This window comes from Methylomonas rhizoryzae (assembly GCF_008632455.1).
Taxonomy (GTDB): domain Bacteria; phylum Pseudomonadota; class Gammaproteobacteria; order Methylococcales; family Methylomonadaceae; genus Methylomonas; species Methylomonas rhizoryzae.
This window is the reverse complement of record NZ_CP043929.1, coordinates 2,281,755-2,301,417: the sequence shown is the minus strand read 5'-3', so window position 1 is coordinate 2,301,417 and position 19,663 is coordinate 2,281,755. Positions and strand designations below refer to the sequence as shown.

Here is a 19,663-nt window from a genome sequence, read left to right as displayed (position 1 = left end):
TAATCGCGCGACAGCCTGCTCGTATATGTTCAATTCGCAATGAATGTCTGATTTGGAATCTCATAGTCAACGACGCCACTTAAGGTATGCCATCGCATTACCTTCCATGCTCATCGGAAAAGATAAAGCGGTTCCGTGCCGGATCGTGGATTTCTGTATGGGCGGTTTTTTTCTGGAAGTCGATAACAGCGGCGATTATCTTAAAGCGTTGTCGGCAAAGCAGCGGGTGCTGGTAAGGTTTGTGGTTCAAGAGCACGATACCTTCGAAGTCGATGCGGAAATCGTGCATGTCAAACCGTCCGGTGTCGGTGTTGCGGTGGATCATATGCCGCCGTTGGCGTATAGCGCATTGTTGAAAGAATCAAGAACCGCCGGTAAATCGCAAAAGAGTGGCGGCGTTTCCAAATCGGCCAGAGAAGTCGAACAAGCCCATTGGGAGAAACGTTTCCTTGAGTTTCTAACCGCCAATATCCCGTTGTTGCTCAATGAATTTTTTCAGTCCCTTCATTCCAATATCGTTCTTTACAACAGTCAAAAGCTGTATTTTGCCAATCAGTCGCAGCTTGACGATTTCATTTCCGATTGGTCGGAAAGACGGCAAGCAATTATCGACGCGGTTTCCGAGTCGGTATGCAGTCAAGTCGAATTTATCGAGGAAAAAAAAGCCGTTAAAAATGACATTGTCATCGATAGCACTTCTATGCAGTTGGTCGATAAAAGCGAATTCGAAGATTGGTTGAATATCTCCGCCATCATCAGAGAATTGGATGCTCAATTCGAAGCAAGCCTCAACGCAATCAATTGGCAGCTGGCCCGTATCTACGGCCACTCGGTGGCTACATCAAGCAATCCGCTAAGACCTTCAGTGCTATGCGACAGTTTTCGTGAGCTGACTTTGTCGCTAAAAATGAGTAACGACTTGAACTTGATGGTATACAAAGTTTTTCACGCCACGTTGCGTTCGGGGTTGCCCGAGTTTTTTCATAAGGCACAAGACTTTTTACAAGGACAATCGGCCTTGGCCCGCGAGCTTCAGCCGGCTCCGGTAGTGGTCACGCGCGGATCTCAGCCCGTTTTCTACTTCGATAACGAAAATGTGGTACCAATAGAATTTTCATTAGCCAGCCAAGGGATAAATCCAGGCGCTACGGCCGGCACTCGGCCGGCACAAGCGGTAACTGTCGGCGCCGGCCAGCAGGTATCGGAAGCGGTTTCCGCCAAACTGATCCACGCGTTACAAACCCTGAATCAGTTTGTCGCCTCGTCTACAACCCCAAGCACGCCGGCATCGGCAGCGCAGCAACCCGGCGCATATTACCCTCTGTCCGATTTAACGGCGGCTATCAATCGGCTTCAGCTCACCTTGCTGGCTAGTAATTTCGATTTTTCACAACCGATAGACTGCAAAGAAAAGCTCTCCAAATTGCTGGCTAATGCCGAAGGAGCGGCCAAGGCCTTTAGCGGTAGCAATACCAGTTGTATCGAGATGCTGGATCATTTCTTCGATGCCGTCGGCAGTTACAGCTATGTTTCTCCGCTGCTAAAACGTTATCTGAATACCATGCAATTACCTTTACTGACGCTGTGCCTGGAAGGTATCGATTTCTTCGGAGACGACGAGCATCCCGCACGCGAGGTTGTCAATCAATTGATGCTGCTGGACTCGGCAATACAGCGTAACAAAGCGGTGAAAACCGTTCGAGTCAAGGAGACGGTCGACGAGTTGATCGGCAAAATCGTCAAACAATCGACAGCCAATCCCGATACGTTTAAAGAAGTGGCGCACGAATTGAAATGGTTGGCAACCGAAGTAACCAAATCGACTCAAGTGGTGATCCATCGCTTGATCGAAGTTTACGAAGGACGGCAAAAGCTGGAATTTGCCAGACATGCCGTGCAACAAGCGTTGAATGAGCGTTTGTTGCAGGCCCGGATTCCGACGGTGATTGTGGAATTACTGGAGACGGGTTGGCAGCAATTGTTGACTGTCGCCGAACTGACCAAAGAACAGCGGCCGGAAGAACGCGCGGCCTATTGGGGCGTGTTGGACGATTTATTGGCTTGGTTCAACGCTGACGATGCCACCTTAACGATGAAGCGCAGCGATATACAGCGCACCCTGGGGATCATCGACGATAAGCTCAAATCGATCTTTGCCGACGCCCGGCTACACCATCAACTCATTTCCGAGCTTACCGTTACGTTATTGGGAGTAGGCGAAAACGCTGCTAGAAAGCCGGCTATGAAAGTGGGCTATCAACCTCAGCCAACCGAGATCGTCGATCCTTTCCCTACAGTAACCGATTCGTTTTTACTGCAGGTTAAACAAATGCATGTCGGCGATTGGCTATCTGTAACGTTGCAAGACGGTAGCAGTGAGCCGATGAAGCTGATTTGGATAGGCGAATTTCTGAAAAGATACGTATTCGTTAACCGCGAAGGATTGAACAAGCGCGAATTCAGTACCAACGAGTTGGCCGCCATGCTGCGAACTTACGCCGCCAAACCTATAGAAAACTTGGACGTACCGTTAATAGAAAGAGTGACGGAAGCGATGCTGCAAAACATGCATCAGCAAGTCGTCGCCAGCGCAATTACCGATGCGGTTACCGATACCTTGACTCGGGAAGAATTTATCAAGCAATTCAAGCACGAAATTAGTAATTTAGGCCAGTCCGGGCATACTTTGTGCCATATCGAAGTTCAAGATTTCAGGTTGATCACCAATGTCTGCGGTTTAGCCGGCGGCGAACAATTACTTAAAAAAATCGCCGACTTGGCGCGCGCGCAACTGCCGGCTCATGACTTTTTGGCGCGTTTAGGCGAACAATCGTTTGCGGTATTGTTTAAAAATTGCACCTTGGACCAAGCATTCGGGCGCGCCACCGAGCTAGCCGATCGTGTGGCGGACAACCATTTTCAATGGCAAGACAACAGTTATGCCATAGGCGTCAGCATAGGCCTGGTGTTTTGCGATCAAAATAGTTTTGACGTCAGACAATTACTGCAACAAGCCGACTCAGCCAGCATGTTGGCGGAACAATCCGGGAAAAATCGGGTGCTGGCGTTTGCTTCGGACGACGAAGACATACGCCGTCAGAACAGTATTCACGAATGGATAGGCCGAATCGATCGAATATTTGCCGAAAACAGATTATTTACGCGCTGCCAAATGATTACCTCGATAGGGCAGAATCGAGGCCGGCATACGCACTACGAAATTTTATTGGGGGTAAGAGATGAGGAGGGGCGTATCATTCCGCCGGATACCTTCATACCGGCGGTGGAACGTTGTCAGCGTATGCCTGAAATCGATCGTTGGGTGATCGAAGACGTGTTGGCATGGATCAATAATCGCGCCGACGAGTTTGGCCGCATAGACGGATTTGCGATCAACCTTTCCGGGCAATCGGTTAATAACGAAACTTTCCTGGAGTTTTTAGTGGCTAAATTGGCGGCTTTAAGCGACTCGATTGCGCAAAAACTCACGTTCGAAATTACTGAAACCGTCGCTTCGGAAAATATTGCATTCACTATTCGGTTTATAGAAACCATTAAGCAATTCGGCTGCAAAGTTTCGCTGGACGATTTCGGCTCCGGCTATTCCTCCTACGCCTATCTGAAAAACCTGCAAGTTCATTATCTGAAGATCGACGGGGCTTTTGTAAAGGATTTAGCCCACAACCAAGCCGACGTGGCCATTGTCCGATCAATGAACGAAATCGCTCATTCCCTGGGGCTGCAAACGATAGCCGAATATGTCGAGAATGCTGAAATTCAGCAAATATTGGAGGAAATAGGCGTCGATTACGGGCAAGGTTATCATATTCACAAGCCGGCTCCGCTTGCCGAGTTGACCATCATACCGGCACCCGATAATCCGTTGAATATGCTGAACGACGACCGGTTTTGGGAGATTTGATTTTTCTTTTGAGCGATAACGCCGCTAACTGCGCGATCAGCGTTGAATTTTTTTGACTTCGCTAACCACGCTGCCATTGGCAAAACGGGTGGTAATCAAATCGCTTTCCGCTAATTCGCCGGCGGACTTAACGATCTTATCCCGGGCATTTCTGACGATGGCGTAGCCTCGCTCCAAGGTCGCCAAAGGACTGACAGCGTTTAAGGTTTGGCTGGTTCCGCCTAGTATTTGTGTCAAAGTAGCCAATTTAAATGCCACGCGCTGCTGCAAACGCCTTTCGATGTTTTGCAGTTGTTGGTTTAAGAATAAGAGGTGCCGCGTCGGTTGTTGCCGGTAAAAGGCTAGCCGCGTCAATGCAAATTGCCGGCTTCGATAGCTTGTGCAATTTTGCATGGTCAAGGTCAGACGTTGCTCCAATTCGTCCAAGCGTTGCGCGTTGCGCTGTAGTTTTTCTCCCGGGTGTTGTATTTTCAGCGCCTTATTCAGCCAAGATAACTGCAGGATTAATTGCTGCAGTTTGCGTTGCCAACGCTGTGCAAGCTGTTGTTCCATATATTGAAAACCGCTCAGCCATTCTTGTTGATGCGGAACTGCGTGTTCGGCGGCGGCCGACGGCGTGGCTGCCCTAAGGTCGGCCACTAAATCAGCGATGGTAAAGTCCACTTCGTGGCCGATACCGGCGATCACCGGTATTTTGCTGGCGGCTATAGCGCGGGCCACGCTTTCTTCGTTAAAAGCCCAAAGGTCCTCCAAACTGCCGCCGCCGCGCGCGACGATCAATACGTCGGCTTCCATGCGTTGGTTGGCCAGTTGTAAGGCGCGGCAAATCTCGCCTTTCGCAGCGTCGCCCTGGACGGCGGCCGGGTAAACTATCACGGGTACGGCGGGGAAGCGGCGTTTTAGTACGGTGAGTATATCGTGTATGGCCGCACCGCTAGGCGAGGTGACGATACCTATGGTACGCGGAATTAACGGTAAAGTTTGTTTGCGGGTTTCGTCGAACAATCCTTCCGCGTAAAGTTTGGCTTTTAATTTTTCAAATGCCAGCCGCAACGCGCCGTCGCCGGCTGGTTCGAGCTGTTCCACCACTAATTGATAGTCGCCGCGCGGCTCGTATAAACTCACTTGAGCGTTGACGACCACTAAGTCGCCGTTTCGCGGCATAGGGGTGAAACGGTTTTGTTGGCCGCGAAACATGGCGCAACGAACTTGTGCCTGCGCGTCTTTCAAACTGAAATACCAGTGACCCGATGCCGGAACACTGAAATTGGAGATTTCGCCCTGAACGGAAACGGTTAAAAAATGCTGCGCCAGCAAGCGCTTGGCTTCCCGGTTGAGTTCCGAAACGGTATAAACGGCGTCTTTAGCGGTCAAGGTTTACGGCCTAAAAAGTTTGCCACTCCAAAACCGGCGTAAATACCGAGCACCATGACAATCGCATCGGTATTGCCCAAACCGATGCCGGCAAAAGCCGGGCCGGGGCAGTAGCCGGTTAAGCCCCAGCCTACGCCGAATAATGCCGCTCCCATCAGTAAGCGCCGGTCCGGACCGGTTTTGTCGGTCAAATGAAAGCGGCTGGCAAAAATCGGTTTATGTTGTCTGAGCACCCAACGGAAACCCGTAACAGCAACGGCTAAGGCGCCCGCCATGACTAAAGCCAAACTGGGGTCCCAATTACCGCTTACATCTAAAAATGCCAACACTTTCTGCGGATTGACCATCTCGGAAAGGGCCAACCCGACACCGAACAGCAATCCGGCCAGGAAGGCAAACAACGCTTTCATGCTAAAACTCCCAGCACGTGACGCACTAAATAAACGCTTAATATGCCGGTCAGCATAAAAGTTAGGGTGGCAAGAATAGAACGAACCGACAATAAGGCGATGCCGCAGATGCCATGTCCACTGGTGCAACCGCTGCCGATGCGGGTGCCGAGACCAACCAGAAAGCCGCCGGCTGCGATCAAGGCCGATGAAGCATTTTGCCGAATGGGGAGTTGCGCATCGGTCAATTGAAACCAAGCGGCACTTCCCGCCAATAAGCCGAGCAAAAAACACGCGCGCCAATAGTAATTTGCCGGGTCGGGCTGAAATAAACCATTCATTATGCTGCTGACTCCGGCGATACGGCCGTTGCACCATAACAACAGAACAGCACTTAAACCAATTAACGAACCGCCTAAAAATGCGGAAAGCGGGGTGAAATTTTGCAAATTCCTTCCTCTTGATTGAAACTAGCGGGCTATTTTACGGTGGTTCCTCTGAGATTGCAGCGGCCGAGTGCAGCCGTCAACTAAGGAACTGCATGCATGGGTTAAAATCGAAATCCGGTTTACTTTGTTCGGTAAAGGAGCTTTATGCACGAACACCAAATCAGCAATTGGCAACATAGTCACGACTTTTCCCGCATTAACCGCAAGAGCGAAACGCGTACCCAATGGGTGTTGTTACTGACATTTGCGACGATGTTAGTGGAGATCGTGGCCGGGCTCAACTTTCATTCCATGGCGTTACTCGCGGATGGATGGCATATGGCTACGCATGTGCTGGCATTCATGATTGCTATTTTTGCCTATCGATACAGCCGGATACACGAAGGCGACCGGACCTTTGCTTTTAGTTCGGCGAAAGTCAGCGTCTTAGGCGGCTTTGCCAGTTCGGTGGCGCTTGCCGTAGTCGCTTTGATGATGATTGCCGAATCGGCGGAACGCTTGATCGTGCCGGAGCGGATTTTGTTCGACGAAGCCATTTTGGTCGCGGCTATCGGTTTAGGCATCAACCTACTAAGCGCTTTATTACTGAGTGATCACGGACACGCGCACGATCATCATAGCCATCATCACGCCCATTCCGACAAACACGAGCACCATCACCACCACGACCATAACCTGAAAGCAGCGTATTTGCATGTATTGGCGGACGCTTTAACCTCGATACTAGCGATAGTCGCCTTGTTGGCCGGCAAATATTACGGTTGGACCTGGTTGGACGCCGCCATGGGGTTTGTCGGGGCCGGCGTCATCTTGGTATGGGCTTGGGGATTGATTAAGGAAACCAGCCCGTTGCTGTTGGATCACGGCATAGACGAGCACTACTTGCAGGCCATTCAGTCAACGTTGGAAGACGATGGCGAGTGCATCGTTAGCGACATTCACGTATGGCGGATCAGTCCGTCGCACCATGCGGCCATCATCATGCTGGTGACGCAGGCGCCGAAGTCACCCACGTATTACAAAAATCTGCTGCGCAGCTTCGTCCATCTCGATCATCTCACTATCGAAGTGAACACCTGCAACGGCGCCGAATGTCGGCCGGAACAGCACGCATCTTGCCATTCACATCGTGAGTAAAGCGTGCCGCAAAGCGGTCTGTAATTGCATGACTCTGGCCGAACTTTGCGCAGCGCTGTAGGGCAGGGGAGGGAACTTACCCCAGATCGGTGCCGGCCAGGCCTTATCGCCGCGGTATCGCGCCACATGATGGATATGCAGTTGCGGTACTAAATTGCCGATCGCGGCGATGTTGATTTTATCGGGTTCGAATAAATGGTTTAGGGTCTCTGCCAGCATGCAGGACTCGGTCATCAGTTGTTGCCTGTCCACCTCCGCCAATTGGTAAATTTCCCTAACGTCCTCCCGTCTGGGTACCAGCACGCACCAAGGAAATTGACTGTCGTTGATGAGCAGCACTCGGCAAAGCGGAAAATCGCCGATCTCGATACTGTCTGTCTGCAATTGAGCGGCTAGCTGAAAATTCTCCATAACCATCGTATCGACCAGTTGAAAAAGGCTTTATTGTAACGCTTGAAGACCGCCGTAAAATGCGTTATGGTAATAAGTAAGCCTTTGAAAGGTAAATCGGATTTAGATATTTAGTTCAGATCACAAACGCAATAAAGGTGGAATATGTCTACCCCAAGCTACGTTTTCTCCGCTTCGTCCGAACGGGACGGGGCTTATATTTCGTTTCGATTTCTACTGGGTTTATACGCTATAGTTCCGCTCTGTTTGTTGACGATAGGTCTGGACAGTTGGCTGTTTAACCGAGAGTTACTCGATACGTTACCTAGCAGCCCCGGGCATTACCTGTTGTTCCAGATATTGTTCGGAACCCCGCATATTCTCGCCAGTAATCTATTACTGTTTAGCCATAAAGAGTATCGCCAGCGCTACCGCGGCAAATTGATCGGGATCACTTGTCTAATCGTGTTGGTATTCGGTCTCGGCAGTTTATGGCTATCGCATCATACCTTGTATTTATTTAGCGCTTGTTGGACCGTATATCACGTACTCAAGCAACAGCACGGTGTCGCCAAAGCGGTATGCCGGTTACCCAATCATGCGTTCTACCTGCAACTTTGGCTGGGCATAGCCGCCGGCATAGCCATCTATTTCGGCGTTTTTCTGAAAAACAGCCTGACGTCGGAACAAGCCCAATGGTGTGCGGATCTCGCTTGGATTTTCTGCGCGGCATTTCTTTGTAGCACTTGGTTTTGTCAGCGTTATGTCTCTAGCCAGTTGGGCTTGGCGTTTTTATGGGCAAATTGCTTGTTGGTGGTCGCAAGCTGTTTGGTTTATAGCCTAGGCTACTATTTTTTCGCGATTTTAATGCCGAGATTGGTGCACGACATTACCGCTTACAGCTTTTATATCAACCACGACATCAACCGACACGGTAGCCGTCCGGATAACGACTTGCACCGTCTGGCAAAAAGCATGAAATTGCCGGCGTGGTTGGTATTGCCCTTGTTGTCGTTCTTGTTAACTTTTATCTTGCAGGCCTACGGCGACAATTGGATTAACGCAATCGCACAAACCTTGTTCGCCACAGAATGGCATAAGGCGATATCAATCGGCCTCATAGGCTATCTGGCTTTGATGCATTACTACACGGAATCGTTTCTCTGGACTAGCGGTTCGCCGCTTAGGCGTTATATTCGTTTCAACAGTCCTTAATCGCTTTTACGAAAGAACATAAATTTGTCGCTACGTCTCAAATTTAAGGCGTAAAGCGTCGTTGTCATATTTTTGTCATCTATCGGCAATAAATTGGCGGGCTCCCGTACTCTTGCGGCTTACGCTCCCAATGAAAATCAGTCAAATCTCCAAAATAGTCACATTGCTGCTGCTGGTGGTTTTAACAAGTTTCGGTTCGGCGGTAGTTTGGTCACTGAATCAATTGAATACGGCATTCGAGACAGTCGAGTTTTTCGGCCAACAGAAAAGTCGGATTTACAATGACATCAATCAACAGGTTTATGCCTATCTATATAGCGGTAACGCTACGGTTTTAACCGATTTGGAACGAAACATCGATGCGTTGAAGACCGAATTTCTCGGCCGCGACGCTTTGCCTGACACGGTAAAAAATCGCTTGGTAGAATCATTGACCCGGTTTGTCGACATCGCTTTACCGGAATTACGCGCGGTCGGCAAATTGGCCGAACCCCAGCTGTTGCTCATCAATAACGAACAACAGTTGGCGGCGCAATTGCGTGCATTATTGCGTTATGTGGAAAAAGCCGACTCAAGCATGTTGGATGTGCAAAAACGTTATTGGTTAGTCATTGGTCAGGCACAAACCGACTTGCAAGCTTTGGGGCGATTGCGCCAACGCTTTTTTATCTCGGGTGCTACTGCGCCTGACGACCGCTTGTTGAATCAGGTCAACGGCCTAAACGATTTGATCATGCAGTTGACTCAGTTACCCTCACTAAAGATCGCGCAAACGGCCGATACGTCGAATAGCGATACCGAACATTCTGATAGCGATTCGGACGCATTGCGCTCCGAACCGATAGCCGAAATTCGGTCGTTAGCGCAACGTTATGCAAAAGATCTGGACAATGCCAAGGCTTTGGTTGAGAAAAAAAGCCGGATTCAAACCAACATCGGGCAAGCAATGCAAGATTTCAAAGGGGTTGTTGCCGATTTGGAGCAAGACATAAACACACACTATCAAGACGTACAGCGCGTGTTATACAGCACGATGTTCGTTTGTACAGCGGTTATCTTTGGAATGTGTTGCGCCGCGTTATGGGGTATTCGGCATTTGGCTGGGGTTATAAGCCGTATGACCGCTTATTTAACTCACTTGGCCGACGGGGACTTAAGAACGACTTTTCAGGCTAAAGGAAGCCGAATCCGGGAAATTCTGCTATTGGAAGACTCGTTGGCCAAACTTTACGCCTATTTGAATTTAATGATTCGACAAATTGACGTCGAATCCGCTGCGATCCGCACTTTCGGCGGCAGCTTGGAACACGTGGCACTCAATTTAAAGAGCGTGATAGCCGATCAACAGCAAGCGACGGAAATGGCCGCTTGGCAGATGGACGATTTAGCCAAATCCTTCTGCTGCGTGGCCGAAAACGCCAACAAAGCTCAACAAGGGACGAATACCGCTCAATCGCTGATCAGCAAAGGAGTGGAAAGTATTCAAATGACCCAAAAGCAAATGGACGATTTGGCGGCCGTTATTCATAGCAGCGCCGAGTCGCTCGCACAATTGCAGGGCGACGCAAAGGCGATCGAAACGGTGTTGAACATGATACAAACCTTTGCAGAACAGACCAATCTACTCGCTTTAAATGCGGCTATCGAGGCCGCACGTGCCGGAGAGCATGGTAGAGGTTTTGCTGTAGTGGCGGAAGAAGTAAGAAATCTGGCGGCAAATACTGCAGCATCAGCTCAGCAAATTCAGGCTTTAGTCCATCAACTGGGTAAAGCTACCAATGCTACGGTGATTTTGATGGGGAACCAGCAGCAATCGGCGAATAAAACGGCTTATTCAATGCAAATGGTCGGAGAAATATTCAAAAATATTCAGGAAAGCATGGATAAAATTTACATGCAGAGTGGACAAATAGGCGAAGCGACGGTGCGCCAATCCGAGGTGATTCACAGTTTGGCGCACAACTTCGAACGCACGGCAACTTTGTCCAAACAAACTACGCAAGCTTCGGAATCGAATCTGGTCAGTGCATCGTCATTGACCGAGGTATGCGAACGTTTGCATCAGCTAGTCGCTAAATTTACCTTGAGCTAGAAATACTGCCGCCTTTTTGCATTTTGTTGTAACCGTAAGTTTTTGTTCAGCAGAATGCTCAATTTTGCGAAAGGCGTTAGTGAAATATCTCGATATTATTTAACATAATATACATTATGCGAAGTATCGCGCTAAAAACTGGTTCAAGGCTTGTGATCTCCTCGGCATTACCGTTTCAGCAGCATTGGTGCATTACGCCCACGGTTTTCTCACAAGCGTCCGGCCCGATAATCGGCAAACGCTGTTTCTATTTCTTCGGCAGTGTTCATCACGAACGGGCCGTGCTGCACGATGGGTTCGCGCAGCGGCCGGCCGGCAAACAGGAGCGCTCTGCCGCCGGTAACGGCTTTCAGCATCACTCCGTCTGAATCTGGTCGATTGGCCAAAATCGCCAACTGTTGCGCGGCAATTTTGCGTTCCGCAATCAGCATTTCGCCGCGGTAAACGTAAACGAAGGCGTTGCGGTCTGCTGCTAAGGGTTGCGAAAATTCGCCGCCCGCCGGCAAATGCAGGTCCAAAATCAAGGGTTCGGTCAGCGGTTTTTGCACCGCGCCCGCTTGACCGTGACTGGTGCCGGCGATGATTCTCAGTTTGCCGCCGCCAGGCCATTCCAGTTCGGGAATCTCTTCGCTTTGCACGTCGCGGTAGCCCGGCGCTTGCATTTTGGCGGCAGCCGGCAGATTGATCCACAATTGTACCCCTTCCAACACACCGTCTTGCTGCTCCGGCATTTCCGAATGCACAATGCCGCGTCCGGCCGTCATCCACTGAATGCCGCCGCTTTTTAGCAAACCGCTGTGCCCGGCGTTGTCGCTATGCCGCATGCGACCGTTCAGCAAATAAGTCAGGGTTTCGAAACCGCGATGCGGATGTTCCGGAAAACCGGCAATATAATCGCCCGGCCGATCGCTACCGAACGCATCCAACATCAGAAACGGATCCAGCCGCTTATGCAGACCTTGTCCGAACATCCGGGTCAGTTTGACCCCGGCGCCGTCGGCAGTAGCCTGCCCCACTACCAATTGTTCTACGGTTCTGGAGTTTAGAACCGGCGTCAAGTGTTCAACGTGCATAAATTTCTCCCGGAACATGAATTTACAGCGCCAAGGCCGCTATCTCTGCCTGCGCGTCGCGTAAGGCCGCATTCAGGCTTTCTTCTCCCATGGCAAGGCCTTCCGCGTAAACAAAAGTCAAGTCGTTAAGACCTAAAAAACCCAGCATGGTTTGCAAATACGGGGTTACCAAATCGTTAGGCGTATCTTTATGCCGACCGCCGAACGCCAGCGCCGAATACACCTTTTTGCCGTTCAGCAGGCCTTGCGGGCCGTCCGCGGTATAGCGAAAAGTTACGCCGGCCCTCGCAACGGCGTCCAGCCAGGCTTTGAGCTGAACCGGAATGCCGAAGTTGTACATAGGTACGCCCAATACGATTCGGTCTGCCCGCTGGATTTCGTCGATCAGCCGGTCGAATCCCGCGACGGTATCGCGCTGCGCCGCGTCTCGCTGCCCATCCGGAGTAAACAAGGCTTGTAAGGCTGTCGAGTCCAATACCGGAGCCGGCGTCTGCACCAGATCGCGGCGGGTTAACGAGCTGCCGGCGTTTACTCGCCGCAATTTGTCGACCAGTAAATCGGATAAACGGCTGGAATGGCTACGCTCGCCGTTGATACTGGCATTGATTTGCAAGATGTTCATAGTCGTCTCCGACAAGTAATAGTGTGAATTAACTATAATTCGGAACAAACTCGCTGATAAGAGGGCAAAATGAATAACAATGTTCCGCCAGAGCAACAATTGATCCATGTGCAACCCAACGATTTATGGTTGTTCGCCAAGGTGGCCGATTGCGGCAGCTTTTCCAAAGCTGCCTCGATGCTGGGCTGGCCTAAATCCTCGCTATCGCGGCGCATCGCCTTGTTGGAGCAACGTCTGGGCGAACGTTTGCTACTGCGCACCACCCGTAAATTGGCGCTAACCGAATTGGGACTCAGGTTGTTGCAACACGGCCGACAAATCGACGAGGAAACCAGCGCCGCGGCCGCCTGGGCAGCCCACCGGCAAATCACCCCATCCGGCCGGCTTAAAATTTCGTTGCCCGGCGATTTGACGCAATTGACCTTAATTCCGCTATTGGCGCAGTTTGGCGAACGTTATCCGGAGGTGAAACTCGAACTGGATCTCTCACCGCGACGCGTGGATTTATTGGCAGAGGGTTACGATTTGGCAGTGCGAGTCGGCTCTTTGCCGGACGATGGCGCGCTGGCGGCTAAATTGTTGTATCGGCAGGCTTTCGGCCTTTACGCGGCGCCGAGTTATCTCGAACGCCGCGGTACGCCCGACAATCCGGCGCAATTGTTGGAACACACTGTATTGCAGCTGATACCGGCTAACCGCGAACCCGGCCCGTGGCAGCTGACGCGTAACGGCGACACCTGGCAAGGTTTGCCGCCGGCGGCGCTGTCGGCCAATTCGCCGGAAGTGTTGGTCAAACTGGCCCGCCTGGGCCGAGGCATTGTGGCAGCCCCGCAAAACTATGCGCAAGACGCGGTGACGCTGGGCGAGTTGCAGCGGCTTCTACCGGATTGGCAGTGGCCAAGCGTAGAGGTTTGGGCGGTTTTTCCCGGTCGCCGGCTGATGCCAACCAAGACGAGAGCGTTTTTAGACGCGTTGACCGCATTCCTGCAGACGCCGTAGCCGGCACCTTTTTGCTCAGTCCTGACAAGGACGCTGCAGACACTGTGAACCCCATCAACAAATTCAACCCAGCATTTCACTCGGGAAACTAATTGGCACCGACACCGGACTAACCCGCATACGGTTAAAGGCGAAAACCGGAAGCTTTACCGTCACAACCGCTTACTCTGACGATTGACCGGGATTTCCCCGGCATATCGCCCCCCTCTCGGAGGTGCACATGAACAGGATGCAATATCCAAGTGACTGGCCCGACATCGATCAGGCGCTATACGGCCATTCCGTCAAACTGATCAACGCCGCCATTAACTTGCTGGGGGTTAAACTACGGCTACACGCCGAGGAAAGTGCGCTGATGCAAGGCGACATCTTTTTGTTCAATCACTTTTCCCGCTTCGAAACCTTCATTCCACAGTTGTTGATACACGAACACGTCGGCGCGCTGACCTGCGCCATCGCTTCCGGCGAATTTTTCGCCGAAGATACTGTACTGGCGCGTTATCTGAAACGAGTCGGCGTCTACCCGCACGATCATCCCCGCCTGTTTCCGCTGCTGGCCCGACAAATCCTCAAGGGCCGCAAAGTTGTCATTTTTCCGGAAGGCGGCATGGTCAAGGACCGGCGGGTGATCGACAAACAAGGGCGGTACAGCATTTATTCGCGCATGACCGGCGACCGCCGCAAGCACCACACCGGCCCGGCGGTATTGGCGCAAGGCGTGGAAACGATCAAAACCGTCATCAGACAGGCGTTTGCCCGCAACGATCAAGCCGAGCAAGAACGCTGGCGGCAGTGGCTGGCGATGGACAGTTTGGACGAATTGCGCGCGGTGGCGCAAAAACCGACATTGATCGTGCCGGCCAATATCACTTTCTACCCGATACGCAACTCCGAAAACCTGCTATTCAAAAGCGTGGAACTGTTCTCTCACCACATGAGCTTGCGCCAGCAGGAAGAACTGCTGATCGAGGGCAACATCTTGCTGAAGGACACGGACATGGATATACGCCTGGGCAAGTTGATCGACCCGTGTTGTGTGTGGGATTGGCGCATGCATTGTTTAATGGGCCGAGTAGTGCCTACCATCCAAGACGCCGACCAGGTGTTCAATTTCCATCGGTCGCCGCGCAATTGGAAAGAACGTCTGTTGGGACGCTATTTCATTCGTAACGCCAATTGTTCTCGAGACCGGTACATGGTCGCGATATACCGCAATGCAACCGTCAACTTGGCCCACTTGGCATCCACCTTGATCATGCGTTACATCGGCGAAGGCCGGGCGCACATCGAAAAACGGCATTTTTACACGGTGTTGTACATCGCCATCAAACACTTGCAAAACCAACCGGACATCTATCTGCACGACAGTCTGCTGTCGCCGGCCGATTACGCCAACTTGCTGCATAACCAGAACGCCCGTTTCAACCAGTTCATCGAACAGGCGCAAGCCTCCGGATTGTTGTTGGAACAAGAAGGTTATTTGCATTTTCTGCCCAAATTGTTGGAAGACCACGATTTTGACCGGGTTCGTTTGGAAAACCCCATCGCGGTTTATCAAAACGAAGTCGCGCCGCTCAGCAAGATTCGAGACACCCTAGCCCAAGCCGACGCGCAATACCACGATCTGGAAGCACAGCAAATGGCCGCCTGGCTGTTCGAAGACGAACAGATTGCCTTGAAACACGAAGTACAGTGCTACAGCCAAGCGCATTTCGACAGCCTGGACCAACAGGAAACCGCATGCGCCGATCCGGCGCCCTTTTTCATCAGCCCGGTCAACAGCAACGAGTACGGCATTTTGTTGGTGCACGGGCTGATTGCCAGCCCGGCGGAACTGCGCGAGTACGGCCACTATTTGGCCGAGCAAGGCTATACGGTATTGGGTATACGCTTGCCGGGACACGGTACCTCCCCTTACGCGTTGCGCGATTTCAGTTGCGAGGACTGGCTGGACAGCGTCAAGCGCGGCTACAACATCCTCAAATACTCCTGCGATAAAATTTTCCTGATCGGCTTTTCGACCGGTGCGGCGCTGGCCATGACCTTTGCCGCCCGGCAACACATAGATGTTCAAGGCATAGTCGCGGTAGCCGTACCGATCAAATTCGAAGACAACCGCTTCATGTTGGTGCCGCTATTGCACGGCACCAACAAATTGGTCAAATGGCTATCCAGTTTCGAAGGGGTAAAACCGTTTTTACAACACGACAGCGAACACCCCGACATCAACTATAAAAATGTGCCGGTGCGCGCGCTTTACGAACTGCGCCGCTTGATTCAACAACTGGAAGCGGCACTGCCCGGGGTAAGCGCCCCTACGTTGCTGTTGCACGCCAATCAGGACCCGGTGGTGGATCCGGTGAGTTCCGCTATAGTCTACAAACGCCTGGGCGCCCGCTACAAACAGCTACTCAGCATCCGTGCCGAACGCCATGGCGCGCTGATGGAAAATTTGGATCACACCTGGAGCCGCATCGACGAGTTTCTAAGCCGCTGCCGGCACTCCCAGCTCGCTTCGGCGGCACTTGCCTCCCCGGAATATGAGGAGAATCTATCATGAACAAGGTCGTAATCAGTACCTATCTTAGAAGCCCGTTCACACCCGCACACAAAGGCGCATTAGCCGGGCTGCGTCCGGACGATCTGGCCGCGCAAGTGGTTAAAGCCTTGGTGGCTCGCTCAGGCGTCGACCCTAACGACATCGAGGATCTAATTCTGGGCTGCGCCTTTCCGGAAGCCGAACAAGGGATGAATATGGCCCGCTTGTTGGTGCATCTGGCCGGATTGCCGATGAGCGTGGCAGGCACCACGGTCAACCGCTTTTGCGGTTCCTCTATGCAAGCGATACACATGGCCGCCGGCGCCATAGCCCTCGGCGCCGGCGAAGCCTTCGTCTGCGCCGGCGTGGAATCGATGAGCCGGGTACCGATGGGCGGTTTCAACCCGTTGCCCAATCCCGACCTGTACCGCGATTTTCCCGGCGCCTTCATGAGCATGGGCGAAACTGCCGAGATCTTGGCCACTCGCTATGGCATCGCGCGCGCAGCGCAAGAACGCTTCGCGCTCGACAGCCAACGGAAAGCCGCGGCAGCGCAAAGCGCGGGTTGTTTTGCCGACGAAATCGTCACCGTTCAGGCTAACGGCCGTGTGGTAGCCGACGACGGCTGCCCACGGCCCGAATCGAACCTGGAAGCCATGGCGGCGCTAAACCCGGCCTTTCTGGAACAAGGCAGTATTACCGCCGCCACTTCGTCGCCGTTAACCGACGGTGCCGCCGCAGTATTGGTGTGCAGCGAAGCTTACGCCGACCGGCGCCACCTGCCGAAACTAGCCCGCATCGTCGCGACCGCGGTATCCGCCTGCCAACCGGAAATCATGGGCATGGGTCCGGTCGCGGCAAGCGGTAAGGCTTTGCAACGAGCCGGCCTGAAATTGGCAGACATGGATGTGGTGGAGTTGAACGAGGCTTTCGCCGCCCAAGTATTGGCCGTGTTGCAAGAACTACCTATCCCCGCCGACAGACTGAATCCGGACGGCGGCGCCATCGCCCTGGGACATCCCTTGGGGGCCAGCGGCGCGCGCATTACCGGCAAGGCTGCCGCTTTGCTGCAACGCAGCGGCGGACGGTATGCGCTGGCCACGCAATGCATAGGCGGCGGCCAGGGTATTGCGACCGTTCTGGAGAACGTGTCATGAAAGTACAACGGGTGGCAGTCATCGGTGCCGGCGTGATGGGCAGCGCGATAGCCGCGCATTTGGCCAATGCCGGTACCGACGTGGACCTGTTGGACGTCCCGGCCGAACAAGGACCGCGCGACGCATTGGCCGAACAAGCGATAGCCCGCCTGTTGAAAGCCGAACCCAAGCCCCTAATGCTGCCGGGCTACGCCAAGCGCATTCGTCCCGGCAATTTAGCCGATCATTTACACCGCTTACAGGATGCCGATTGGGTAATAGAAGCCATAGTGGAGCAACTGGAGGTCAAACGCGAACTCTACCGACGCTTGCACGCGCATTGCGGCCCCAACACCTTGATCTCGTCCAACACCTCCACCCTGCCGCTAAGTCTGCTGATGCAGGACAGTTCGGCGGAATTTCGCCGCCGCTTCATGATCAGCCATTTTTTCAATCCGCCGCGTTACATGCGTTTGCTGGAATGCGTACCCCATCCTGAGCTGGATATCGGCCTGCAGCGGCGCATCGAGGAATTTGCCGCGACCGATTTGGGTAAAGGCTGTATTCGCTGCCACGATACCCCTGGTTTTATCGCTAACCGGATAGGCACCTATTGGCTACAGATCGCCTTCCGCGCCGCCGAACGCCACCTGCTTGCCATAGAAGACTGCGACGCGGCCATGGCGTTGTTCGGCGTGCCGAAAACCGGGGTGTTCGGCTTGTTGGATCTGGTCGGTTTGGATTTGATGCCGAAAATCCTGGGCGGCTTCAGCCGCATGCTGCCGGCTGACGACGCGTTGACGCCGCTGTGCCGGGTGCCTTACCGCTTGCAAGCCTTGTTGGATGCCGGCTATAGCGGTCGCAAAGGCCAAGGCGGATTTTACCGCTTGCACCACGACGCTGGCGGCAAACACCGGCAAGCCGTCGATTTGAACAGCGGCGAATTTCGCAACGTCCGAAAAGTGCGCTTGAAAATCGGCCACTCCGCAGCCGAATTACGCGCATTTCTGTGTTCCGACGACGCGTTAGGGCGCTTTAGTTGGGAGGTGTGGGCGCACACGCTTTGCTATGCCGCCGGCCGGATTCCGGAAATTGCCGATACCCCCGAGGCGATAGACGCGGCCATGCGCCTCGGATACAACTGGCACTACGGGCCGTTCGAGCTACTGGATTTTTTGGGCGCCGATTGGTTTGTCGCGCGCCTGGCGGCCGAGGGCTTTGAAATTCCCGACTGGCTGCACAATGCCGCCCCTGTCTACCGTTACGGCAAGCATCAAGCCGAGTGCCGCGGCCCCGGCTACGATTATCGCCCTATCGTCCGACCGGCGGGCACGCTATTGCTGAGCGACATCAAACGGGGTAGCCGGCCGCTACTGGGCAACGCTTCGGCCAGCGTATGGCACATCGGCGACGAGGTAGCCTGTTTGGAATTGCATAGCAAGATGAACACGCTGGCCCCCGACCTGCTCGGCTTGCTGCCGCAATTGGTTTCCGACCTGCGCGGCAGCTTTGCCGGCCTGGTGATATACAGCGATACCGACTACTTTTCCGCCGGCGCCAATCTGGCTTTGATCGCCCCGGCGTTGCAGGCCGGCGATTGGGAAGCCATCGCCAATATCGTCCGTTTGGGACAAAACAGCTTTCGCGCCTTGAAATACGCACCGTTTCCGGTGGTCGGCGCGCCGTCCGGCCTAGCCTTGGGCGGCGGCTGCGAAATCCTGCTGCATTGCGATGCGCTATGCGCACACGCCGAAACCTACATGGGGCTAGTGGAAGCAGGAGTCGGCTTGGTCCCCGGCTGGGGCGGCTGTAAAGAGCTGCTGGGGCGTTGGCTGCAATTCAACAAACGGCCGGGTGGGCCGATGCCGGCCATTGCCCAAACCTTCGAGCTGATCGCGACGGCCAAAGTCAGTAGTTCCGCCGCCGAAGCGCAAAGCCGCTTATTTCTCGGCCGCGACGACCGCATCGTCATGAACCGCGATAGGGTTTTGGCACAAGCAAAAGCTATGGTGTTGCAATGCGCGCCAAGCTATCAAGCGCCTACCCCTTACAGCTACCGGTTACCGGGCGCCAGCGGCGCGGCGGCTTTGGACATGCAAATCCGCAATCTGCGTAAAGCCGGCAACATCAGCGATTACGACGTCGAAATCGCTACCCGCTTGGCACGCGTCTTGACCGGGGGCGATACCGATATGAATTTAGAACTGAGCGAGCAGGACATTCTGGATTTGGAATTAGCCGCCTTCGATGCCTTGGTCCGACAAAGCAGCACCCAAGCCAGGCTGCAACATTTGTTGGAAACCGGCAAACCCCTGCGCAATTGACC

14 protein-coding genes are annotated in these 19,663 nt (G+C 53.2%); 8 read left to right on the top strand and 6 right to left on the bottom strand.

The window, feature by feature from the left end; genetic code table 11:
- Positions 1-43: 43 nt before the first annotated feature.
- Complete coding sequence (locus F1E05_RS10285; protein WP_150048205.1) at positions 44-3,922, top strand: DUF1631 family protein; 3,879 nt, start codon at positions 44-46, stop codon at positions 3,920-3,922.
- Between the two features lie 36 nt (positions 3,923-3,958).
- Here F1E05_RS10285 and xseA read toward each other — a convergent pair whose 3' ends face one another.
- Genes xseA through F1E05_RS10270 form a run of 3 tightly spaced genes read right to left on the bottom strand, consistent with a single transcriptional unit; the run spans position 3,959 to position 6,134 of the window.
- Complete coding sequence (xseA, locus tag F1E05_RS10280) at positions 3,959-5,296, bottom strand: exodeoxyribonuclease VII large subunit (protein ID WP_150048204.1); 1,338 nt, start codon at positions 5,294-5,296, stop codon at positions 3,959-3,961.
- The gene (locus tag F1E05_RS10275; protein WP_150048203.1) at positions 5,293-5,706 is read right to left on the bottom strand and encodes a DUF6691 family protein; all 414 of its coding nucleotides are present in this window, start codon (positions 5,704-5,706) and stop codon (positions 5,293-5,295) included. The genes xseA and F1E05_RS10275 overlap by 4 nt, the downstream gene beginning before the upstream one ends.
- Entirely contained in the window at positions 5,703-6,134 is a 432-nt protein-coding gene (locus F1E05_RS10270; protein WP_150048202.1) for a YeeE/YedE family protein, read from the bottom strand. Before F1E05_RS10270 ends, F1E05_RS10275 begins: the two co-directional genes overlap by 4 nt.
- Positions 6,135-6,278: 144 nt before the next feature.
- On the opposite strand from F1E05_RS10270, the gene dmeF reads away from it, so the two are divergent.
- Positions 6,279-7,271 (top strand): CDF family Co(II)/Ni(II) efflux transporter DmeF, encoded by a 993-nt coding sequence (gene dmeF, locus F1E05_RS10265; protein ID WP_150048201.1) that lies wholly within the window; start codon positions 6,279-6,281, stop codon positions 7,269-7,271.
- Here dmeF and F1E05_RS10260 read toward each other — a convergent pair.
- Complete coding sequence (locus F1E05_RS10260; protein WP_408631317.1) at positions 7,257-7,688, bottom strand: HIT domain-containing protein; 432 nt, start codon at positions 7,686-7,688, stop codon at positions 7,257-7,259. The two genes, dmeF and F1E05_RS10260, sit on opposite strands and share 15 nt — an antisense overlap.
- 138 nt (positions 7,689-7,826) lie before the next feature.
- On the opposite strand from F1E05_RS10260, the gene F1E05_RS10255 reads away from it, so the two are divergent.
- Both F1E05_RS10255 and F1E05_RS10250 read left to right on the top strand, forming a co-directional pair.
- Positions 7,827-8,876, top strand: coding sequence for a hypothetical protein (locus F1E05_RS10255; protein ID WP_150048199.1), 1,050 nt, complete (start codon positions 7,827-7,829; stop codon positions 8,874-8,876).
- Positions 8,877-9,006: 130 nt separating this feature from the next.
- Positions 9,007-10,968, top strand: a complete 1,962-nt coding sequence (locus F1E05_RS10250; protein WP_150048198.1) for a methyl-accepting chemotaxis protein — start codon at positions 9,007-9,009, stop codon at positions 10,966-10,968.
- 209 nt (positions 10,969-11,177) lie between these two features.
- On the opposite strand, the gene F1E05_RS10245 is transcribed toward F1E05_RS10250, so the two are convergent.
- Complete coding sequence (locus F1E05_RS10245) at positions 11,178-12,041, bottom strand: pirin family protein (protein ID WP_150048197.1); 864 nt, start codon at positions 12,039-12,041, stop codon at positions 11,178-11,180.
- A 22-nt stretch (positions 12,042-12,063) separates the two neighbouring features.
- Positions 12,064-12,663, bottom strand: coding sequence for an FMN-dependent NADH-azoreductase (locus F1E05_RS10240; protein ID WP_150048196.1), 600 nt, complete (start codon positions 12,661-12,663; stop codon positions 12,064-12,066).
- 69 nt (positions 12,664-12,732) lie between these two features.
- Between F1E05_RS10240 and F1E05_RS10235 the strand changes: the two genes are divergently transcribed.
- From F1E05_RS10235 to F1E05_RS10220, 4 genes are all read left to right on the top strand, one after another.
- Positions 12,733-13,662 carry a LysR family transcriptional regulator gene (locus F1E05_RS10235; RefSeq protein ID WP_232056618.1) on the top strand — a complete coding sequence of 310 codons (930 nt, stop codon included), beginning with the start codon at positions 12,733-12,735 and terminating at the stop codon, positions 13,660-13,662.
- A 220-nt stretch (positions 13,663-13,882) separates the two neighbouring features.
- Positions 13,883-16,222: an alpha/beta fold hydrolase gene (locus F1E05_RS10230; protein WP_150048195.1), complete on the top strand. Its 2,340-nt coding sequence runs from the start codon at positions 13,883-13,885 to the stop codon at positions 16,220-16,222.
- Complete coding sequence (locus tag F1E05_RS10225) at positions 16,219-17,358, top strand: thiolase family protein (protein ID WP_150048194.1); 1,140 nt, start codon at positions 16,219-16,221, stop codon at positions 17,356-17,358. The genes F1E05_RS10230 and F1E05_RS10225 overlap by 4 nt, the downstream gene beginning before the upstream one ends.
- Positions 17,355-19,661, top strand: a complete 2,307-nt coding sequence (locus tag F1E05_RS10220) for a 3-hydroxyacyl-CoA dehydrogenase/enoyl-CoA hydratase family protein (protein WP_150048193.1) — start codon at positions 17,355-17,357, stop codon at positions 19,659-19,661. Before F1E05_RS10225 ends, F1E05_RS10220 begins: the two co-directional genes overlap by 4 nt.
- Positions 19,662-19,663 lie beyond the last annotated feature (2 nt).

What these genes read in the sequence shown, in the direction of transcription:
- F1E05_RS10250 (WP_150048198.1), top strand. Translation starts at nt 9,007, where the DNA reads ATGAAAATCAGTCAAATCTCCAAAATAGTCACATTGCTGCTGCTGGTG.
- F1E05_RS10240 (WP_150048196.1), bottom strand. Translation starts at nt 12,663, where the DNA reads ATGAACATCTTGCAAATCAATGCCAGTATCAACGGCGAGCGTAGCCAT.
- F1E05_RS10260 (WP_408631317.1), bottom strand. Translation starts at nt 7,688, where the DNA reads ATGGTTATGGAGAATTTTCAGCTAGCCGCTCAATTGCAGACAGACAGT.
- dmeF (WP_150048201.1), top strand. Translation starts at nt 6,279, where the DNA reads ATGCACGAACACCAAATCAGCAATTGGCAACATAGTCACGACTTTTCC.
- F1E05_RS10220 (WP_150048193.1), top strand. Translation starts at nt 17,355, where the DNA reads ATGAAAGTACAACGGGTGGCAGTCATCGGTGCCGGCGTGATGGGCAGC.
- F1E05_RS10230 (WP_150048195.1), top strand. Translation starts at nt 13,883, where the DNA reads ATGAACAGGATGCAATATCCAAGTGACTGGCCCGACATCGATCAGGCG.
- F1E05_RS10235 (WP_232056618.1), top strand. Translation starts at nt 12,733, where the DNA reads ATGAATAACAATGTTCCGCCAGAGCAACAATTGATCCATGTGCAACCC.
- F1E05_RS10225 (WP_150048194.1), top strand. Translation starts at nt 16,219, where the DNA reads ATGAACAAGGTCGTAATCAGTACCTATCTTAGAAGCCCGTTCACACCC.
- F1E05_RS10245 (WP_150048197.1), bottom strand. Translation starts at nt 12,041, where the DNA reads ATGCACGTTGAACACTTGACGCCGGTTCTAAACTCCAGAACCGTAGAA.
- F1E05_RS10275 (WP_150048203.1), bottom strand. Translation starts at nt 5,706, where the DNA reads ATGAAAGCGTTGTTTGCCTTCCTGGCCGGATTGCTGTTCGGTGTCGGG.
- F1E05_RS10255 (WP_150048199.1), top strand. Translation starts at nt 7,827, where the DNA reads ATGTCTACCCCAAGCTACGTTTTCTCCGCTTCGTCCGAACGGGACGGG.
- F1E05_RS10285 (WP_150048205.1), top strand. Translation starts at nt 44, where the DNA reads ATGTCTGATTTGGAATCTCATAGTCAACGACGCCACTTAAGGTATGCC.